Origin of the sequence: Sphingomonas hankookensis, assembly GCF_028551275.1 — a bacterium.
GTDB lineage: Bacteria > Pseudomonadota > Alphaproteobacteria > Sphingomonadales > Sphingomonadaceae > Sphingomonas > Sphingomonas hankookensis_A.
This window is the reverse complement of sequence record NZ_CP117025.1, coordinates 2,323,638-2,342,811: the sequence shown is the minus strand read 5'-3', so window position 1 is coordinate 2,342,811 and position 19,174 is coordinate 2,323,638. Positions and strand designations below refer to the sequence as shown.

Annotated in this window: 12 protein-coding genes; 9 read left to right on the top strand and 3 right to left on the bottom strand. The window is 66.2% G+C overall.

Annotated elements, in window-relative coordinates:
* Positions 1-67 precede the first annotated feature (67 nt).
* The 3 genes from PPZ50_RS11065 to uxuA all read left to right on the top strand — a co-directional run bounded on the left by PPZ50_RS11065 (position 68) and on the right by uxuA (position 3,666).
* Positions 68-1,309, top strand: a complete 1,242-nt coding sequence (locus PPZ50_RS11065) for a sigma-54-dependent transcriptional regulator (RefSeq protein ID WP_066691623.1) — start codon at positions 68-70, stop codon at positions 1,307-1,309.
* A 28-nt stretch (positions 1,310-1,337) separates the two neighbouring features.
* A complete protein-coding gene (locus tag PPZ50_RS11060) occupies positions 1,338-2,432 on the top strand; it encodes a sensor histidine kinase (RefSeq protein ID WP_232308007.1) in 1,095 nt (364 codons plus the stop codon).
* A 64-nt stretch (positions 2,433-2,496) separates the two neighbouring features.
* The gene (gene uxuA / locus PPZ50_RS11055) at positions 2,497-3,666 is read left to right on the top strand and encodes a mannonate dehydratase (protein ID WP_066691618.1); all 1,170 of its coding nucleotides are present in this window, start codon (positions 2,497-2,499) and stop codon (positions 3,664-3,666) included.
* 63 nt (positions 3,667-3,729) lie between these two features.
* Here uxuA and PPZ50_RS11050 read toward each other — a convergent pair whose 3' ends face one another.
* Positions 3,730-6,729, bottom strand: a complete 3,000-nt coding sequence (locus PPZ50_RS11050) for a glycosyl hydrolase family 28-related protein (RefSeq protein WP_066691615.1) — start codon at positions 6,727-6,729, stop codon at positions 3,730-3,732.
* A 59-nt stretch (positions 6,730-6,788) separates the two neighbouring features.
* Positions 6,789-7,037, bottom strand: coding sequence for a response regulator transcription factor (locus tag PPZ50_RS11045; protein ID WP_066691611.1), 249 nt, complete (start codon positions 7,035-7,037; stop codon positions 6,789-6,791).
* A 250-nt stretch (positions 7,038-7,287) separates the two neighbouring features.
* Between PPZ50_RS11045 and PPZ50_RS11040 the strand changes: the two genes are divergently transcribed.
* Both PPZ50_RS11040 and PPZ50_RS11035 read left to right on the top strand, forming a co-directional pair.
* The gene (locus PPZ50_RS11040; protein ID WP_066691608.1) at positions 7,288-8,640 is read left to right on the top strand and encodes a GntT/GntP/DsdX family permease; all 1,353 of its coding nucleotides are present in this window, start codon (positions 7,288-7,290) and stop codon (positions 8,638-8,640) included.
* A 27-nt stretch (positions 8,641-8,667) separates the two neighbouring features.
* A complete protein-coding gene (locus PPZ50_RS11035) occupies positions 8,668-9,345 on the top strand; it encodes a FadR/GntR family transcriptional regulator (protein WP_066691660.1) in 678 nt (225 codons plus the stop codon).
* Between the two features lie 120 nt (positions 9,346-9,465).
* Here PPZ50_RS11035 and PPZ50_RS11030 read toward each other — a convergent pair whose 3' ends face one another.
* Positions 9,466-9,927 (bottom strand): gluconokinase, encoded by a 462-nt coding sequence (locus PPZ50_RS11030; RefSeq protein WP_232308006.1) that lies wholly within the window; start codon positions 9,925-9,927, stop codon positions 9,466-9,468.
* Between the two features lie 231 nt (positions 9,928-10,158).
* On the opposite strand from PPZ50_RS11030, the gene PPZ50_RS11025 reads away from it, so the two are divergent.
* From PPZ50_RS11025 to PPZ50_RS11010, 4 genes are all read left to right on the top strand, one after another.
* Positions 10,159-13,233 carry a glycosyl hydrolase family 28-related protein gene (locus tag PPZ50_RS11025; RefSeq protein ID WP_420038508.1) on the top strand — a complete coding sequence of 1,025 codons (3,075 nt, stop codon included), beginning with the start codon at positions 10,159-10,161 and terminating at the stop codon, positions 13,231-13,233.
* A gap of 127 nt (positions 13,234-13,360) precedes the next feature.
* Positions 13,361-16,330 carry a TonB-dependent receptor plug domain-containing protein gene (locus PPZ50_RS11020; protein WP_066691602.1) on the top strand — a complete coding sequence of 990 codons (2,970 nt, stop codon included), beginning with the start codon at positions 13,361-13,363 and terminating at the stop codon, positions 16,328-16,330.
* Positions 16,331-16,456: 126 nt separating this feature from the next.
* A complete protein-coding gene (locus PPZ50_RS11015) occupies positions 16,457-16,651 on the top strand; it encodes a hypothetical protein (protein WP_066691596.1) in 195 nt (64 codons plus the stop codon).
* A 217-nt stretch (positions 16,652-16,868) separates the two neighbouring features.
* Complete coding sequence (locus tag PPZ50_RS11010; protein ID WP_066691594.1) at positions 16,869-19,034, top strand: M3 family metallopeptidase; 2,166 nt, start codon at positions 16,869-16,871, stop codon at positions 19,032-19,034.
* The last annotated feature ends 140 nt before the right edge of the window (positions 19,035-19,174 follow it).

Sequence of the window (19,174 nt, the reverse complement as noted above, 5' to 3'; positions counted from 1 at the left end):
CCAAGTCGTTATGAATGAACCGCTTTCCTCCATCGACCTTGCCGATTCGGACGGGGCGTTGGACAGAATGTCCGGCGACGGACACCCGGTCGCCGCGTCAAGCGGCTGGAACATCCTGTTGATCGAGGATGATCCGGTCGTCGCCCGGACGACCAATATCCTGTTCCGCCTTGCCGGACACCGGGTCGAATTGGCCGGCCATCCCGACACAGCCTTTTCGTTGCTCGCGCGGCGTCGCTATGACGCGATCCTGCTCGACCTGAACTTCACGATGGGGCGTTCGGACGGGGCGGAGGGGCTGGCTTGCCTGCGCCGGATCATGGCCGGCGATCCGTCCGCCTGCGTCGTGGTCATCACCGCGCATAGCGGCATCCGCATCGCCATCGAAGCGATGCAGGCGGGTGCCCGCGATTTCGTGATGAAGCCGTGGCGTCGTGAGGTGCTGCTGGACAAGGTCGCCGGCGCGGTCGGCCGGTCCGTACGGCCGGCAGCGGGCCGTCCGACCGGGAATCAGGGTTCGTCCGGTCCCGTGCTGCTGGGTACGTCCGTGCAGATGGCGGCGATCCGCGATCTCGTCCGGCGGGTTGGGCCGACGATTGCGTCGGTCTGCATCTCCGGCAGGTCGGGGACGGGACGGTCGCTTGTCGCGGCGGCGGTGCATGCCGCGTCCGGCGATGCCGACCGGGTGCCGCTGCGCCTCGACCTCCGATCGGCCGAGGACTGGGCGTTGCTCGACGGCGCGAGCGGCACCGCGTTGTTGCGCCATGTCGATCGGCTGGATGCGGTGGGGCAGGGGCGGCTGTTCGATCGCCTGCCCCCGGGCCTGCGGGGTATCACTATCGTCGACGATGCCGCGCGGCTGCTGCCCGCGCTGCGGCGGCGGCTGTGCACGGTGGAGATTGCGGTGCCCCGCCTGATCGATCGGCGCGGCGATGCGGTGCTGCTCGCCCGCCATTTCGCGGCGGTGGCCGGGGAAAGCTATCGGCGGCCTGCGCCGGCCCTGACCCCGGCGGCGGAGGCGATGATCGCCGCGACCGATTGGCCGGACGAGGTACGCGGGCTGGCAATGGCGATCGAGCGTGCGGTGCTGCTGGCCGATGACGGCGTGATCGACGCGGCGGCGATCCGTCCAGCGGATGGCGATGCTCCGCCGCCTGTGCCGGGTACGCCCTTCGGTCTGGGCGATGCGGAACGGCTGCTTATCGCCGCTGCGCTCAAGGATCATCGCCACAACGTATCACGCGCGGCGACGGCGTTAGGGATCAGTCGCGGCACGCTGTACCGGCGCATGGCCCAATATGGCCTCTGACATCTCGCTCACTCACCGGGATCGTGCCGTGCTCGTCGCGGCCCTGCTGCTCGTGCTGTGCGGCGCGGCGATGGGCGGTGCGGCGGCGCATGGCCTGTGGCTGGCTTGCGGCGCGGCGCTGATGGTGGCGCTATGGCTCGGCGGGCATCTGCTCGGCCGGGTCCGGCAACCGCCGATTTCGCCGGCGGTAGCCGCGCCGGTGGAGCGCGACGGTATGATCGACCGCCTGCTGCTCGACGCCGCTCCCACGCCGCTGGTGTCGGTGGAGCAGGGAGTCGTCCGGGTGTTGAACCGCTCGGCCCGCACGCTCTTTGCCGCCGACGATCGCGTCGTTTCGGCACCCCCGGCGCTGTTCGACCGCACATCGACCCATGTCCGCTACGCTGCGCGGCATTGGCGGATGGATCGGGTCGCGGTCGGTCCGAACGACGTGGTCGCGCTGATCGATATCGAGAGCGAGGAACGGACCGCCGAGGCGCGGGCGAGCGCGGACATGGTGCGGGTGCTGGGGCATGAGATGCTGAACGGGCTGGTGCCGATCGTGTCGCTTGCCGAATGCGGGGTGGCCGCTGCCGATCCGCAGCGGGGCGATCCGGCATTGCTGCCGGAGATATTGTCGACCCTCGCCCGCCATGCCGAAGGGTTGCAGCGTTTCACCGAAGCCTATCGCGCGCTCGCCCGGCTGCCGCCGCCGTTCCGGCAGACGGTGTCGGTGGCGGAACTGGTCGACGACCTCGCGCGGCTCTTTGCCGGCCGCTGGCCCGACGCCCGCCTGACCGTCCGCGTCGGTCGCGATCTCTGCGCTGCGCTCGACCGCGATCAGCTGAACCAGGCGCTATGGGCGCTGCTGCAGAACGCGGTCGAGGCCGCCGAACCCGGCAACGCGGCCATCGTCCACCTCAACGCCTATGCCGCCCAGGGCAAGTTGATCCTGGAAATCCAGGACGAAGGCCCCGATTTCCCCACTGACACGTTGAAGATCCGTTGCCCATTCCACTCCACCAAACCCACCGGCACCGGCATCGGGCTCAGTCTGGCTCGGCAGATCGTGCAGGCCCATGGGGGCGTGCTGACGTTTTGCCGAACGGACGTGACGACGTTTTCCTGTACTGTCCCGCTGTAACGTGCGGCCCTATGAAGCAAACCGGTCGCGTGCCGCTCGGGCGGTTGGAGAAGGACGGATAGTCATGTTGATGACCCAGACGATGCGCTGGTTCGGGCCGAACGACCCGGTCCGGCTGCGCGACATCCGACAGGCGGGTGCGACCGGGATCGTGACCGCTCTGCACGAGGTGCCGAATGGCGCGGTGTGGGAGCGGGACGCGATCGCCGTGCGGAAAGCGATGATCGAGGACGCGGGGCTCGAATGGCGGGTGGTCGAAAGTCTGCCGGTCGACGAAGGGATCAAGACCCGTTCGGGCGACTGGGACCGGCTGATCGACCATTACCGCCGCAGCCTGACTCATCTCGCGGCGTGCGGCATCGACGTCGTGACCTACAACTTCATGCCGTTGCTCGACTGGACCCGAACCGATCTGGCGTGGGAGCTACCCTATGGCGCCCGGGCACTGCGGTTCGAAGCGGTGGCGGTCGCGGCATATGATATGTTCATCCTGAAGCGTCCCGGGGCCGAGGCGAGCTATTCGGACGCGATGCGCGCCGCAGCCGAGAAGCGCCACGCATCGATGGACGAACGGGCAAGGATCGCGCTGGAACGCACGATCATCGCCGGACTGCCGGGCAGCGAGGAGGGGTTCACGTCGCCCCAATTCCTGGCGGCGATCGAAACCTATGCCGGGATCGATGCGGCACGGCTACGCGACAATCATGTCGCGTTTCTGGAGGCGGTCTGTCCGGTCGCCGACGATCTCGGCATCCGACTGGTCGTGCATCCCGACGATCCGCCCTTCCCGATTTTCGGCCTGCCGCGCGTGGTCAGCACCGAGGCAGATGTGGCCGAGCTGTTCGCGCGCGTGCCGAACGCGTCGAACGGCCTGTGTTTCTGCACCGGATCGTTCGGCGTGCGTGCCGACAATGATCTGCCGGGCATGGTTGACCGGCTGGGCAGCCGGATCGGATTCCTTCACCTGCGATCGGTCGAGCGCGAGGCGGATGACGCGTTCCACGAAGCCGACCATCTGGGCGGGGACGCCGGCATGGCGGCAGTGGTGGCGGCGGTCCATCGCCTGTCGACCTGCGAAGGCCGCAGCATCCCGATGCGGCCCGATCACGGGCACCAGATGCTCGACGACCTGAACCGCACCGCCAATCCCGGCTATTCGCTGCTCGGCCGGATGCGGGGGCTGGCCGAATTGCGCGGGCTTGAACGCGGGATTGCGCACGGCGCGGCATCATAGCGTCGGCGGCGACCGCTTTCGTGGCCGACATCCGCCGACGCGCCGTACGCCTATCAGGACCGATCAAAGATCGATCGCGTACAGCGCATGATGCGCCAGGATGAAGAGCGTGCGCGACTCCTTGCCACCGATCAGTAGCTGGAGGGGGCGTTCGGGCACGTCGATGCGCCGTATTTCGCGACCGTCCTTGTCGTACACCCATATCTGCCCATTGGCGACGTACAGTTCGCCGCCCGGCCCGCGTACCACGCTTTCGCCGCCGCGCGGGGCGACGACGCGCAGGTCGGTCAGCGCACCGCCGGTCGTAACCCGGCCGCTATAGGTAAGGTTCTCCGATGCGTTGGTCAGGGTCACCCGCTCGCCCATCCGTGCGGTGACCAGCCCGTAGCTGTCGAGCGTGTCGGACCAGCGCCAGCCCTGATGATCGTCCGGCCCCTGGTTCCAGACGCGGAAGGCCGGGATCGCGACCGATCCGTCGGGGGAGACATAGGCTTGTCGCTTCGCCTCGGCCATCTTGCTGGTGAAGAAGCTCGACAGCGGCAGGAAGGCGTAGGTCTTCTGGTCGATACGATCGGCGAACTCGCCATTGGCCCAGACATTGACCGGCAGGGCGATGGCGTTCTCGGAGCGAAAGCTCGTGGCCGGGATGGCGCGGACATCGTCCGGTGCCCTAGGATCGATGCTGTAGACCGTCCCGTCCCGCCCGGCGCTGGAGAGGATCAGCAACCGTCCCGATCGATCGATGGTCAGGTTCACCGGGTCGAGGCTCGCCTGCGAAACGGTGGTGAGCCCTTCGGCGGCCGACCAGCCGTGAATGCGCTGATGGAACCGGTCGATGAAGTAGAGCTTGCCCTGCGCATCGATGGCGCCGCCGGCGATCGAATAGAAGCCGTCCGCCAATCGGGTCACGCCGGGTGTCGCCGGCACCGCAGCAACGGTGGCGGGGCGCGGCGTAGCGGCGGGCACGTCGAGCTTTGCGAATTCCCGCTCGCGTACTTCCTGTCCGGTGGTCAGGTCGCGGATCGCGTTCTCGAACGGATATTTGCTCGCCCGGACAAAGGTACCGCAGCCTTCGGTGTCGCAATGGGCATAGGCGCTTTCGGCATTCACATGGACGTTGCGGAAGCGGATGTCGCCCGAATTGACCAGCCGTACCGCCGTGTCCATCGGCTTGGCGGTCCGGGTGACGCGGTAGCCATGATAATTGGCGAACAGGATGTTGCGGCTGTTGTGGAACTCGGTCGACACCGCATAGACGCCGTCGCGCACCTCCTGTTCGGTCTGGGGGGCGAGAAACTCCCAATTCTCGACGTTGCGCAGCACGATCTCGTTCTTGAAATGATGCTCGGCCGACAGTTCATAGACATGGCCGGGCGTCTTCGTATCGCTGACATAGAAGCCGGTGGAGGCGAGCCCGTTCGGCGTCCAGATGGCGTTGAACGTGCCGCCGCCGCCATCGGTCACCCAGATGCTGGCCTTTTGCCCGTCCCAGCGCGCCTCGGGGTCGATCCCGCCGCCGCTCGCCTTGCCCTGGTTGTAGATGACCGGCCCGTGGATGCGGACGTCGTTGACCATTGACCCTTCGCCAGCGCGCCAGATAATGTTGGACGCACGGGGGTTCACGCCGCCGGCATAGAGACCGAGGCCGTAGACGATCGCGTTACCGCCCTTCGCGCTTTCCACCATCGCCTTGGCCGCGCCGACGCCGGCAAAGCGCGGGGCGTTGTCGGGCAGATAGAGCTGCGTCCGGTTCGGGTGGAGCGCGATCAGCACGCTGTCGGGGCGGAGCTTCAGCGTGTCGCTGATGCGGTAGCGGCCGGTCGGCAGGTACACGACGCGGTGCTTGTCCACCGCGCGTTGCAAGGCGGCCGTGTCGTCGGTCCGGTCGTCGCCCCTGGCACCGAGCGCGCGGGCGTTGGCCCATTCGCTGACCGGGGGCAGCAGCGGGAGCGCAGGGGCTGAACGCGCCGGAACCGTGGTCAGCGGGCTCATGGTAATGTCGGTCGCGGTCCTGCCCATCTCCCCGACCCGCGCGAGCTTCAGCCCGTGCGAAAAGTCGGCGACACGCCATTGCTGGCCGGCTCCGGCAATGGTGCGGCCGCTTTCCCGAAATCTTGCGAACACCGGCGTGTTGATGCCGATGGCGTTATCGAAGCCGACCTGGGTGAATACGCTCTGTTCGCTGGAGATGACGACGCCGGCATCGCGGACGTTTTCGAACCGCACATTCTTGCCCCAGAGTGAGTCCGAATAGCCGCGATCGATCTCGATCCCGACGGGTGTATCGCGGATCGCGACGTTGACCAGCGTCAGGTCGACCTCATGTTCGCGGATCGCGGCGTCGCGCTGGCCGGTAAACTCCGAATCGATCAGCGTGAACTGCCACGCCGGCGACGTCTTTTCGGTGACGATGCCATAGCGTCCGCCGAAGAAGCGCAGATTGTCGGCTTCGTTCCCCGCCTGGTAAATGCCGGCAAAACCCGAGCCGAGCCGGAAATCGATGTGGCGCAGAAAGCCGTGTTGCGCGACGCGGAAGCGCACCGCGACCGCACCGGCATTGCCCTCGCCGATCTCGAAATCGACATTGGCCAGCGCCGAATAGAAGGTGGTCGAGGTCGCGTCGAACACCGCGTCGTTGGCCGGCACGCTGGTGGGCGGCGGCACCGGCGGCTTGCCCGCACGATATTGATCCTCCCCGGTGAAGCTCAGCATCGCGCCGATGCCCGACGCATAGCCCGGCGTATGGTCGGCGAGCAGCAGCACGGGGCGGGTCGGACCGACGCCGAACATCCGCACGCCCGATCGCAGGAACAGGGTGCGCGAGATGCGATACCGGCCGGACGGAAGGAACACGACGCCGCCACCGCCGCTCTGCCGGTCGGCGGCGACCGCGTCGATCGCCCGCTGGATGGCGGCGGTATCGTCCGCGCGACCGTCGCCGATGCCGCGGACGGTCACCGCACGCGGATCGTCCGGGGCGGTAAGGAAGACCGACGTCGATTGCGCGGCGGCAGGCATGGGGGCGAGCAGGATCGCAGCGAACAGCAGGCTGTGCACCTTCATGGGGAAGCTCCGTCGATGGAGGAGCCCGGTGCAGGGATCGGCCCCGTACCGGGCAGGGGTCAGGCGGTGTGCGGCACCAGCGATTGTGCCGCGATCGCCACCTGTGTGCGGTTCTGCACGTTCAGCTTGCGCATCAGCGCGGTCATGTGCGCCTTCACCGTCGCCTCGGCGATGCCCAGGTCGTGTGCGATCTGCTTGTTGAACTGTCCGGAACGGACGCCGTGGAGCACCTTTGCCTCGGTCGGTGTCAGTCGCACCCGGGTGCCGACGTCGCGTGCCGATGGCTGTGCGGTTGCGAGCGCTACCATTGCTGCCCTTTCATTGCTCTCTCTCCCTCGTCATACGGATCTGACGCGCGGGCAAAGCCGCCGGAAGATCCTGCCATTACGTTCCGGTTGGTCCGGAATCGGTTGGACAGGTTTGAGTATGTCTGACTATAACTGCTTTGTTCAAGCGGTTTTTTCAATGAAGTCGGTTTGATCTGTTGGACAACTCGCGCAACAGCGAGGGCCATGGGGAGGGTGTGATGACGCAGCGGAATGTGCGTGGAGGGGCGGAATGACGGGTGGCGACGACCTGCGGCTGGCGGTGGCGGCAATCGCCGGGATCGCGCTGGCGATCATCCTGATCGTGCGTGGCCGGCTGCATCCTTTTATCGGCCTGTTGTGCGGCGCCTTCGCCGTCGGCCTGTTTGCCGGACTGCCGCTGATCGACACGGCGAAGGCGGTTCAGAAGGGCGTCGGCGATATCATCGGCGGCACCGGGCTGGTGGTGGCGCTCGGCCTGTCGCTCGGTGCGATGCTGCATCTGTCGGGCGCGGCATCGGCGCTGGCGACCAGTGCGCTGCGTCTCACCGGCCCGCGCGCCGCGCCATGGGCGACGCTGGGCATCGCCATCGTCATCGGCCTGCCGCTGTTCTTCGAAACGGGACTGGTGCTGCTGCTGCCGATCGTGGTCGCCGCCGCCAAGGAAATGGCGAGCGGAGCGACGGCGGAGGAGCGCGATGCGGCGAAGCTGCGGCTCATCATGCCGGCGCTTGCGGGGTTGGGCGTCGTCCATGCGCTGGTGCCGCCGCATCCCGGACCGCTGCTTGCGGTCGAGGCGCTGGGCGCCAATCTCGGCCTGACCATGCTCTATGGCGTGGCGATCGCCATTCCGATCGCGATCCTCGCCGGCCCGGTGCTGGCCCGGTTCGTCACACCCGGCATCCGGCTGACCGAACCGGTACTGAGCAACCCGGTGACCGATCTGGTCACCCCGTCGCGCGCCAGTGCGCTGTTCATCGTGCTGCTGCCGATCGTGCTGATCGCCAGCGGCGAACTGGCCAAGCTGGTCCCGGCGCTTGTGGATTCGGCGATCCTTGCGGCGGCGGCGAACCCGGTGCTGGCGCTACTGATCGCCAACCTCGTCGCGCTGCCGGTGCTGTTCGGGCGGCGGTTGAGCGAAGCGGCGATCCAAGAATCGATCTGGCACGAAACCATGGGTGCGGCCGGCGCGATCCTGCTGGCGATCGGGGCGGGCGGGGCATTGAAGCAAGTGCTGGTCAGCGCCGGCCTGTCCGACCTGCTCGCGCGACTGGTAATGATGTACCCGATCTCGCCGCTGCTGCTCGGATGGCTGGTCGCGGTCGGCATCCGCCTGGCGGCAGGGTCGGCGACGGTCGCCACCATCACCGCGGTCGGCGTGATGCCGGGCGTCGTCGCCGCCTCGGGCGCCTCGCCCGAACTGGTCGTGCTGGCGATCGGCGCGGGGTCGGTGTTCTTCAGCCATGTCAACGATCCGGGCTTCTGGCTGGTGAAGGGCTATATGGGCACCAGCACCGCTGATACGTTCCGCACCTGGTCCTTGCTGGAGACCGTGATTTCGGTCGCTGGACTCATCATGGTCGCAGGGTTGAGCTACATCGTCTGACCGGATGCAATGGAGATACGGAAGCGCGTGACGGGGGAACGACTGGCGGATCGCGCCTATACGGCGATCGTCCGCATCATCGACGAGGACGACCTCGCCCCCGGCGACCGGCTGCCGTCCGAGGCGCGGCTGGCGGAAATGTTCGGCATGTCGCGCACCATCGTGCGCGAGGCGCTGGTCCGCCTTGCCGCTGATGGCATCACCGAGGCGCGGCGCGGCGCCGGTTCCTATGTGAAGCGGCGCCCGTCCGAGCGGCTGGGCGCGCATGTCCCGCTCGACGGACTGGCCGCGACGCTCGGCACCTATGAGGTGCGCTTCGTGGTCGAGGCGGAGGCGGCACGGCTGGCGGCGCAGCGGCGGTCGCACCACGACCTCGAAGTGATCGAGAAGCGGCTGGCGGCACTACGCGGCGCGTTGCTGTCGAGCGCGCCGGCGCATGAAGAGGACTGGCAGCTTCACCGCGCCATTTCGGAGGCGACCGGCAACGACGCCTTCGTCGCGATCTTCGACCAGTTGCAGGAAGGCGTGATGCGCATCCTGCGCGCCGGCGTCGACATTTCCCGCGCCCGTCCGCCGCACGTGATCGAGGCGATGATGGAGGAGCATGACGCTATCGTCGACGCGATCCGCACGCAGGACGGCGACGGTGCCGCCCTGGCGATGCGCTGGCACCTGTCGCAGGGGCGCAAGCGGTTGATGCCGTAGGGGGGATCGAACCGCCCGACCCCAACGTCACCCCGGGCTTGACCCGGGGTCCCGCTTCTTCTCCGCCCGCCGCAGCAAGCGGGACCCCAACCTTCGCTGGGGTGACGTCTGGATCGAACGTTAGATCGCAGCCTCGCTCCGCACCCGACCCAGCACCGCATCACGCAGCCGCCTGACCGGCCACGAACAGGGCAGCACCACCGCCCTCTCGTCAACCGCAGGCCGTTCCAGCGTGGCAAGCTGGCTGTCGAGCAGGCTGGGCGGCATATAATGCCCCTTGCGCCGCCCAAGCCGCTCCGCGAAATCGGCCCGCTCGCCGTCGAGCAGCACGAACAGCAGCGGCACCCCCGCCGCCTGTTCCAGCCGCTCGCGATAGCTCCGCTTCAGCGCCGAACACGCCGCGACCGCCTGTCCCTCGCTGCGCACCGCATCGCCGATCGCGCTGCCGAGCCGGTCGAGCCACGGCCAGCGATCGGCATCGTCGAGCGGATGGCCGGCGCGCATCTTGGCGACGTTCGCCTCACCGTGGAACGCATCCCCTTCGAACCCCACGCAGTTCAGCCGATCCGCGAGCTTGCGCATCAGCGTCGACTTGCCGCAACCGCACACGCCCATGACGATGATGGCACTATGGCGCAGGGCAACGCGGGGCGGGGGCGATGACAGGTGATTCGTCCTTGCTGGCGACCCGGCCGGGTTCGTTCGTGCGTGCTGCCCGCTTCGGCGCGTGCTGACCACCACGACCTTGGTCGCGGTCACGCAGGCGCTGTGCAGTGCTAAGGCCGATAATGATAGAGCGGAAAGGAAGTTTCGATGGGCAGACTGGCATTCTCGATCTGGAGCGGCGTCATGCTCGCCGCGCTGCCCGTCGGTGCAGCCGCCATCGCCCAGCCGACGCGGGGACCATCGGTGTTTCAGAGTGCGCCGAACGATCCCCGCGCCGTCACGGTTCGGGCGAAGGGCGATGGCGTCGCCGACGACAGCGCCGCGCTCCAACAGGCGATCGATACCGCGTCGGCGAAGCCCGGCGGCGGGATCGTGTTCCTGCCCGCCGGCAAATACCGCATCACCCGCACGCTGTTCATCTGGCCGGGCGTGCGCGTGTTCGGCGTGGGACGAACGCGGCCGGTGCTGATGCTCGCGGCCAATACGCCCGGCTTCCAGCGCGGCGTCGGCACGATGGTGCTGTTCGCCGGCAACAATCCGCGCGGGGTGACGCTCGACAATTGGGGCAATCCGATCAAGGGCACGCCGACCGTCCCGGTGCCGCCGCCGAACAGCGTGCCGTTCGACGCCAGCATCGCCGACGCCAATTCGGGCACCTTCTATTCCGCGCTGTCGAACGTCGATTTCGAGATCGGCGAGGGTAATCCGGCGGCGACCGGCGTACGGCAACATACCGCCCAGCACACCTATCTGGCGCATATCGACTTCCGCCTCGGCTCGGCGCTGGCCGGGGTGTATCAGGTCGGCAATCTGGGCATGGACCTACGCTTCTTCGGCGGGCGTTATGGCATCCTCGCCGAAAAGACGTCGCCGGCATGGCAGTACACGCTGCTCGATTCGACCTTCGACGGACAGCGTGATGCGGCGATCCGCGAACATGACGCCAGCTTCACTCTCGTCAACACGCTGATCCGCAATACGCCGGTCGGCATCGACATCGACCGGGGCCATAGCGACCGCCTGTGGGGCAGCGACGTCCGGTTCGAAAATGTGTCGCAGGCCGGTGTCGTCATCAGCAACGAAGGCAGCGTCTTCACCCAGATCGGATTTGCCGGCGCGCTGGCCAGCAATACGCCGACCTTCGCCCGGTTTCGCGACAGCGGCCGCACGGTGGCGGGGAAGGGGGCGCGCTACCGCGTGGGCGAGTTCACCCATGGCTTGACCGTCGACGGCCTGAACCAGCCGGGCAGCTACCAGACGCGCTTCGACGCTGCCCCGATCACCAGCCTGCCCAAGCGTCGCGACCCGGCGATCCGCGCGCTGCCGCCGGTGTCGAGCTGGGTCGATGTCCGCACGCTGGGCGTGAAGGGCGACAACACGGCCGACGATACGCAGGCGATCCAGCGGGCAATCGACCGCAACCGCGTGCTCTATTTCCCCGCCGGCTTCTACCGCGTCACCCATACGCTGAAGCTCCGCCCCGATACCGTGTTGATCGGCCTGCATCCCGGGCTGACCCAGATCGTGCTGCCCGACGACCTGCCGAACTACCGCGACGTCGGCTCGCCCAAGGCGCTGATCGAAAGTGCGAAGGGCGGCGATGCGATCGTCAGCGGCGTCGGGCTGTTCACCGGCGGCGTCAATCCACGCGCGACCGCGATGCTGTGGCGGGCGGGCGAACGTTCGCTGGTCGACGATGTGAAGTTCCAGGGCGGGCACGGCACCACGCTGGCCGATGGCAGCCGGTTCGAACCTTATAACCCCAACCATACCGCCGACGCCGATGTGACCAAGCGGTGGGACGGGCAGTTTTCCAGCCTGTGGGTCACCGACAATGGCGGCGGCACCTTCAACGGGCTGTGGACGCCCAATACCTATGCCCATGCCGGGCTGTACGTGTCGAACACCAGCACGCCGGGCCATGTGTACGAAATGTCAGCCGAGCATCACGCCCGTGCCGAGATCGTGCTCGATGGCGTGCGCAACTGGAATTTCTATGCACCCCAGACCGAGGAGGAAGCGGGCGAGAGCCGCAATGCCGTCGCGCTGGAGGTGCGCAATTCGCGCAACATCCTGTTTGCCAATTTCCACGGCTATCGCGTCACCCGATCGATCCAGCCCGCCCCGGCGGCGGTCAAGCTGTACGGGTCGACCGATATCCGCTTCCGCAACGTCCATGTGAACGCGGAAAGCGGCTTTGCGACCTGCGACGACAATGGCTGCGGCACCTATTTGCGGGCGAGCAAATTCCCTTACGAGAATGCACTGACCGACGTGACGCGCGGCGGAAGCGTGCGGGAGCGCGAATTCGCGGTGCTCGATATCTCCGATGCGACCGGGACGATCCCGACCACAGCGACGATGGCGCCGGTCAGCAAGCTGGCGGACGGATTCTATTCGATCGGTGGCGGCGCGGTGGACCAGAGTGGCAAGCTGTATTTCATCGACCGCCAGTTCCAGCGCATTCATGGCTGGAGCGACCGGGACCGGCTGTCGGTCGTCGCAGACGCGCCGCTGGACGCGATCAATCTGGCGGTGGACGGGTCGAGCGACCTGCTGGTGATGTCGTCGGATGGACCCGAAACCACGGTCTATGCGATCGATCCCAAGACGCCGAACGCGGTTCGCCCGATCGCTCCGACAGCTGCACGGGGCGGACGCAGCGCCCGCGTCGCGCTGCCCGGCAGCTTCTGGAACAATGGCGAGTTCCGCGACCAATATGATCCGGCGCGCGACCATTTCACGACGCTGCCCGAAATGTTCGCGCGTGACATGGCCGCACCCAAGCCCCGCGAATATGTCTCGCCGGACGGCAGCTTGGTCCTGCCCGCCTGGCGCGTGTGGCAGCAGGGGCCGGCCAACCATCTCGGCTGGCGTTTCTCCGACCTGCTCGACACCTATGGCTGGATCACCGGCAAGGTCGGCGACCGGATCCACGTCATCAACGCGTCGGAGAACCGCACCTATAGCGGTTTGCTGGGCGCGGGCGGGGCGGTCAGCGACCTCAAACCCTTCGCCCCGCGCGGCGGGGAGAGCGTGGCGGCCGGTCCCGATGGCCGCGTCTATGTCGCGAATGGGCAAGTGTTCGTCTATGACGCCGCAGGTGTCGAGGTAGGCCGCATCGACGTTCCCGACCGTCCGCTCCAGCTATTGTTTGGGGGAGAGGATAAGCGGACACTGTACATCCTGACCCACCATGCGCTTTACTCTGCCCGTCCCTGACGACAGCTGATTGCCAATACCCAAGACCATGGTCGTAGATGTTAGCGCGAACAGTATCCGCTACATCTGATTCAACGGTCTGCTGCTGAAAAGTTGACGGACCGGCCATGAACTTGGGGGTTGGATCATGTATCGTTTCTCGCCGGATCACCGTCGCCTGGGAACTGCGACGAGCCTGTTCGCACTGGCCTTCGTCCTCGGCACATCGCCGGCCGTCGCACAGGATAGTGCGAATGTCGCGACGGCTGCGCCGCAGGAGGCTCCCGCTGCCGATCAGGACCGGGATTCGTCCGAGATCGTGGTCACCGGAAGCCGCATCGTCGCCAACGGCTTCAATGCGCCGACGCCGACCACCGTGATCGGCGAGGAGCAGATCGCCAACAACGCCCAGCCCAACATCTTCAACACCATCCAGCAGTTGCCCTCGCTGCAGGGATCGACCGGCGCATCGACCGGCACGTTCAGCACGTCGAGCGGGACGCAGGGCCTCAGCTCCTTCTCGCTGCGCGGCCTGCAGCCGATCCGGACGCTGACCCTGCTCGACGGGCAGCGCGTCGTTGGTGCCAACGTCACCGGCGTGCCCGACATCAGCATGTTCCCGCAGCTGCTCGTGAAGCGGGTCGACATCGTCAATGGCGGTGCATCGGCGTCCTATGGCTCGGATGCGGTCGGCGGCGTGGTGAACTTCATCACCGATACCCGGTTCAAGGGGTTCAAGGCCAATGTGCTGGGCAGCATCACCACCTATGGCGATGACGAGACCGCGCTGGTGCAGGCCGCCTATGGCACGTCGCTGTTCGGCGACCGGCTGCACCTGATCGTCAGCGGCGAATATGATAATGAGGGCGGGGTGGGGCCTGGCAATTACGGCATCGACCTGGCCGGTCGTCGCGACTGGCATCGCGCCTCGACCTTGCTCAACACCGGCATCACCAACGGACCCGGGCCGCAGTTCATCTATTCCGATTTCGCGCAACCCTATCAGTACGCGAAATACGGCCTGATCAACAATGGCCCGCTACAGGGGATTGCGTTCGACGCGAACGGGACGCCGGTCAATTTCAACTATGGTTCGGGCGGCGTGCCGCTGGGCAATGGTCGCGTGTCGAACTGCTATCCGGGCAACAGCTTTTGCGTCGGTGGCGACCTGTCGGGTGCGCCGGGGTCGAGCGCGTCGCTCAAGTCCAAGCTGGAACGGATCAACGGTTATGGCCGGATCGGCTACGACCTCGACGCGACCAACGAGGTCTATGCGACCGTCAACATCGCGCAGGTGCAGACCAGCAACCAGCCCAGCCCGGGCTATAACCGTCCCAATCTGACCGTGCAGTGCGCCAACCCGTTCCTGCCGCAGCTGATCCGCGATCGCTGTGCCGCTGCCGGGATCACGTCGTTCAACTTCGGGTCGAGCAATGGGCAGCTGCCCAACCAGCTGGTCCAGACCGACCGCGACCAGTATCGCTTTGTCGTGGGCGCCAAGGGCAAGGTCGACCTGGCCGGCACCGGCTGGACCTATGACGCCTATTATCAGCACGGCACGACCAAGGTCGCGATCGATGTCGACCGCATCGTGCTCCAGCCCCGCTATGTCGCCGCGACCAATGCGGTGGTGCTGAACGGCGCGATCGTCTGCGCCGACGAACGCGCCCGCGCGCTGGGGTGCCAGCCGATCAACATCTTCGGCAATTTTCGGCCGAGCCAGGCGGCGCTCGACTATATCATGCCGCAGGCGGGGCCGCTCCAGCGCACGACGTTGAAGCAGGATGTCGTCAGCCTGAACTTCTCCGGCCAGCCGGTCGACCTGTGGGCCGGGCCGCTGTCGGTCGCATTCGGTGGCGAATATCGCCGCGAATATTATCGGGTGCGCGGTGACGCCTATGGCGCCGGAGTCGCGGCGGTCAGCCCGAACAATGCCCTCTATCCCGCCGACCCGCTGCTGAATTCGGCGCAGGGCAGCAACTGGGCGGCCGGCAACTATAAGAACGGCACCGGCAAGTACGACGTTCTCGAAGGGTTCGTCGAAGTCGATCTGCCGCTGTTCGACAGCGACGCCGCCGGGCGCGCCAACCTGAACGCCGCCGCGCGCCTGACCGATTACAGCACCTCGGGGACCATCTGGGCGTGGAAGGTCGGCGGTACGTGGAACACGCCGCTCGACGGCCTGACGTTGCGCGCGGTGACGTCGCGCGACGTCCGTGCGCCCAACCTGTCGGAACTGTTCGCCGCGCCGACCGTCACCACGCTGCCGAGCTTCAACGATCCGTTCCGCAACGTCGCGGTGCAGGTGTTCCAGAACACGGTCGGCAACCCCAATCTGAAGCCTGAAACCGCGCGCGATACCGAACTGGGCATCGTCTATTCACGGCCGTCGTGGCTGCCGGGGCTGAGCCTGTCGGTAGATTACTACCAGATCAAGCTGAGCGGCGTCGTCTCCAGCCTCTCGCCCGATCAGATCGTGCGCTTCTGCTTCGAAGGCGACCAGACCTTCTGCGGCGGGTTCCAGCTCGACGGGCCGCAGGGCAGCAATTTCGTCAATGTCCAGCCGTTCAACCTGGCATCGTGGAAGACGAGCGGCTTCAATCTCGAGGCGAGCTACCAATGGCGGCAGCCGCTGGGCCTGCCGGGCAACTTCACCGTCCGGGCGCTCGGCACCCATGTCCGCGATTTCATCGTCGATGCCGGGATCGCGGGCGTCGCCAAGCGGGACGATGCCGGCGCGAACAGCGGCGCCATCCCCGACTGGAAATGGCTGGCGACGCAAACCTATGACAGCGGCCGCTTCACGTTGACGGTGCAGGAACGCTGGTTCTCGGATGGCGTGTTCAATAACAACTATGTCGTCTGCCAGACGAACTGCCCGGTTTCGACCGGCAACTACAACACGGTCAATTTCAACAAGATGAAGGGCGAATTCTATCTCGACCTCGGCGCGTCGTTCAAGATTACCGACAATGCCGTCCTGTACGGCAAGATCGACAATGTGGCGGACAATGATCCGACCCCGTCGCCGCAGACCAATACCGGGCTCGACGTGAACCCGGCGCTCTACGACACGCTCGGGCGGACCTATCGCGCCGGGATCCGGTTCAACTTCTAGGACCGGAGTCCGGCTTCGGTCGCGCGATCCGCGCGACCTGACGCGACCGTGCCGTTGGCGAGGGAGCGCTATGGCACGTCGCTCGTTTCGGCACGACGCGCATTTTCGCGCATCGACGGAGTTTCCATGACCGACCCCACGACTGTCACCGAAAGCAACCCCAAGACCGGCCTGACCGACGCATTCCGGGAGCATTTTGCCGGCGACGCCCCGATCACGCAGAAGGCGACGAACTTCGCCAAGGCGCGGCCGTGGACCAGCGCCGCATTTGCCGGGGTCGCCGTCATGGCGGTGCTGAACAGCCTGCGCGGTCGCCGCTGAACCCGGCCACGGGAGGGCCGAAGCGTCCTCCCGTCGGTCGCAATCTTCAGAGCATCACGGAGGCCGGATGGGCAGGCGTTTGCCCTATCGTCCAATGCGCCCGTTGCCGCTAAACCGGCTTATCCACCTTAGCCGGAGCATCAACTGCCTGCCACCCCATTGATCCGACGCCGCGCCGGGTGCACACCGCGGGCATATTCGATTGATGGGACCTTCGATGCGTCATTTCGCCTCCGCCGCCTTGCTTCTGCTCATGTCGTCCACGGTACTCGCGCAAGGCACTGCGCCTTCGGCGACGCCCGCTACCGCGCTGCCGGCGTCCAGCCCCTTCGCGAAGGCCAGCACCTTGCCGTTCGAAGCGCCGCCGTTCGACCGGATCAAGAGCACCGATTACAAACCCGCGCTGCTCGCCGGGATGGCGGCACAGCGGGCGGAGATCAATGCGATCACCCGGGCGCGTAGCGCGCCGACGTTCGAAAACACCATCGCCGCGATGGAGCGGTCGGGACGCCTGCTCGAACGTGCCAGCCTGGCATTCTATGGCGTCGTCGGGGCGAATACCGACGACACGCTGCAACAGACGCAGGCCGACCTGGCGCCGGTGTTCGCCGCGCATCAGGATGCGATCAACCTCGATCCGGCACTTTTTGCGCGGGTGAAGACGCTGTACGACCAGCGCCGGACGCTGGGCCTCGACGCCGAACAGCTGCAGGTGCTGACCCTGACCTATCAGGGGATGGTCCGGGCCGGTGCGCAGCTGTCGCCGGCCGACAAGGCGACGCTCAGCCGGTACAATGGTCAGCTCTCGACGCTGGAGACGGCGTTCCAGCAAAAGCTGCTGGCGGCGGCGAAGGCCGGCGCACTGGTGGTCGACGACAAGGCAAAGCTCGCCGGATTGTCCGAGGGCGAGATCGCCGCCGCGGCCGCTGCGGCCAAGGATCGCGGGCTGGCCGGCAAATATGTGCTGACGTTGCAGAACACGACGCAACAGCCCGAACTGGCGACTCTCAAGGACCGGGCGACGCGCGAGGCACTGTTCAAGGCCAGCTGGACGCGGGCGGCGAAGGGCGATGCAAACGACACGCGCGCGACGATCGCGGATATCGCGCTGCTGCGCGCGCAGAAGGCGAAGCTGATCGGCTTTGCGACCTGGGCCGATTACGTGTTGCAGGACCAGATGGCGAAGACGCCGAAGACCGCGCTGGGGTTCATGCAGCAGCTGGGTACCCCGGTCGCCGCCGAACAGCGTCGCGAGGCGGCGGAGCTGCAGGCGCAGATCAAGGCGACCGGCGGCAATTTCGAACTGAAACCATGGGATTGGGATTTTTATTCGGAACAGGTCCGCAAGGCGAAATACGACCTGAACCAGGACGAGCTGAAGCCCTATTTCGAGATCAACAAGGTCCTGACCGACGGCGTCTTCTATGCCGCCAACCAGCTGTACGGCGTGACGTTCAAGCGCCGCACCGACCTGCCGGTCTATCACCCCGACGTCATGGTCTATGAAGTGAACGAAGCGAACGGCGCGTCCGTCGGCCTGATGTATTTCGATTTCTGGAAGCGCGACAACAAGAATGGCGGCGCGTGGATGTCGAACTTCGTCAACCAGTCGAAGCTGCTCGGCACCAAGCCGGTGATCTACAACGTCTCCAACTTCACCAAGCCGGCGGCGGGACAGCCCGGGCTCATCAGCTTCGACGACGTGACCACGATGTTCCACGAATTCGGCCACGCGTTGCATGGCCTGTTCGCGAACCAGACCTATCCAAGCATCTCGGGCACCAATACGGCGCGCGACTTCGTCGAATTCCCGTCGCAGTTCAACGAACATTGGGCACTCGATCCCAAGGTGCTGCCGAACTACGCGGTCAATTATCGCACCGGGCAGGTGATCCCGCAGGCGCTGGTGGACAAGATCAAGCGCGCCGCGACGTTCAATTCGGGCTATTCGTTCGGCGAAGCGCTGGCCGCGGCCGAGATGGACATGAGCTGGCATTCGCTGAGTGCGGTGCAGGGCAAGCAGAACCCCGATGCGTTCGAGGCACAGGCGCTGGCCGCCACCGGACTCGACATCGCCAACGTGCCGCCGCGCTATCGCTCGACCTATTTCCTGCACATCTGGGGCAACGGCTATTCGGCCGGCTATTACGCCTATAGCTGGACGAAGATGCTGAGCGCGAACGCGTTCAACTGGTTCGAGGAACATGGCGGGATGACCCGCGCCAACGGGCAGCGCTTCCGCGACATGATCCTGTCGAAGGGGCATACCGAGGATTACGCTACGATGTTCCGCAACTTCAACGGCGCCGATCCGCAGGTCGGTCCGTTGTTGAAGGACCTTGGGCTGAACGCGGATGGGTCGCGGATCAAGACGACCGGCTGATCAGGTATCGCGTAAAAATAGACCTTGGCAGGCACCAGTTTCGGCGACTGGTGCCTGCCGACCGGTCGCGCCGATAGAACCGGCGCTTCGAGAACATCACATAGTCCAATCCGAAACCGACAAAAGCCCACACCTATTTG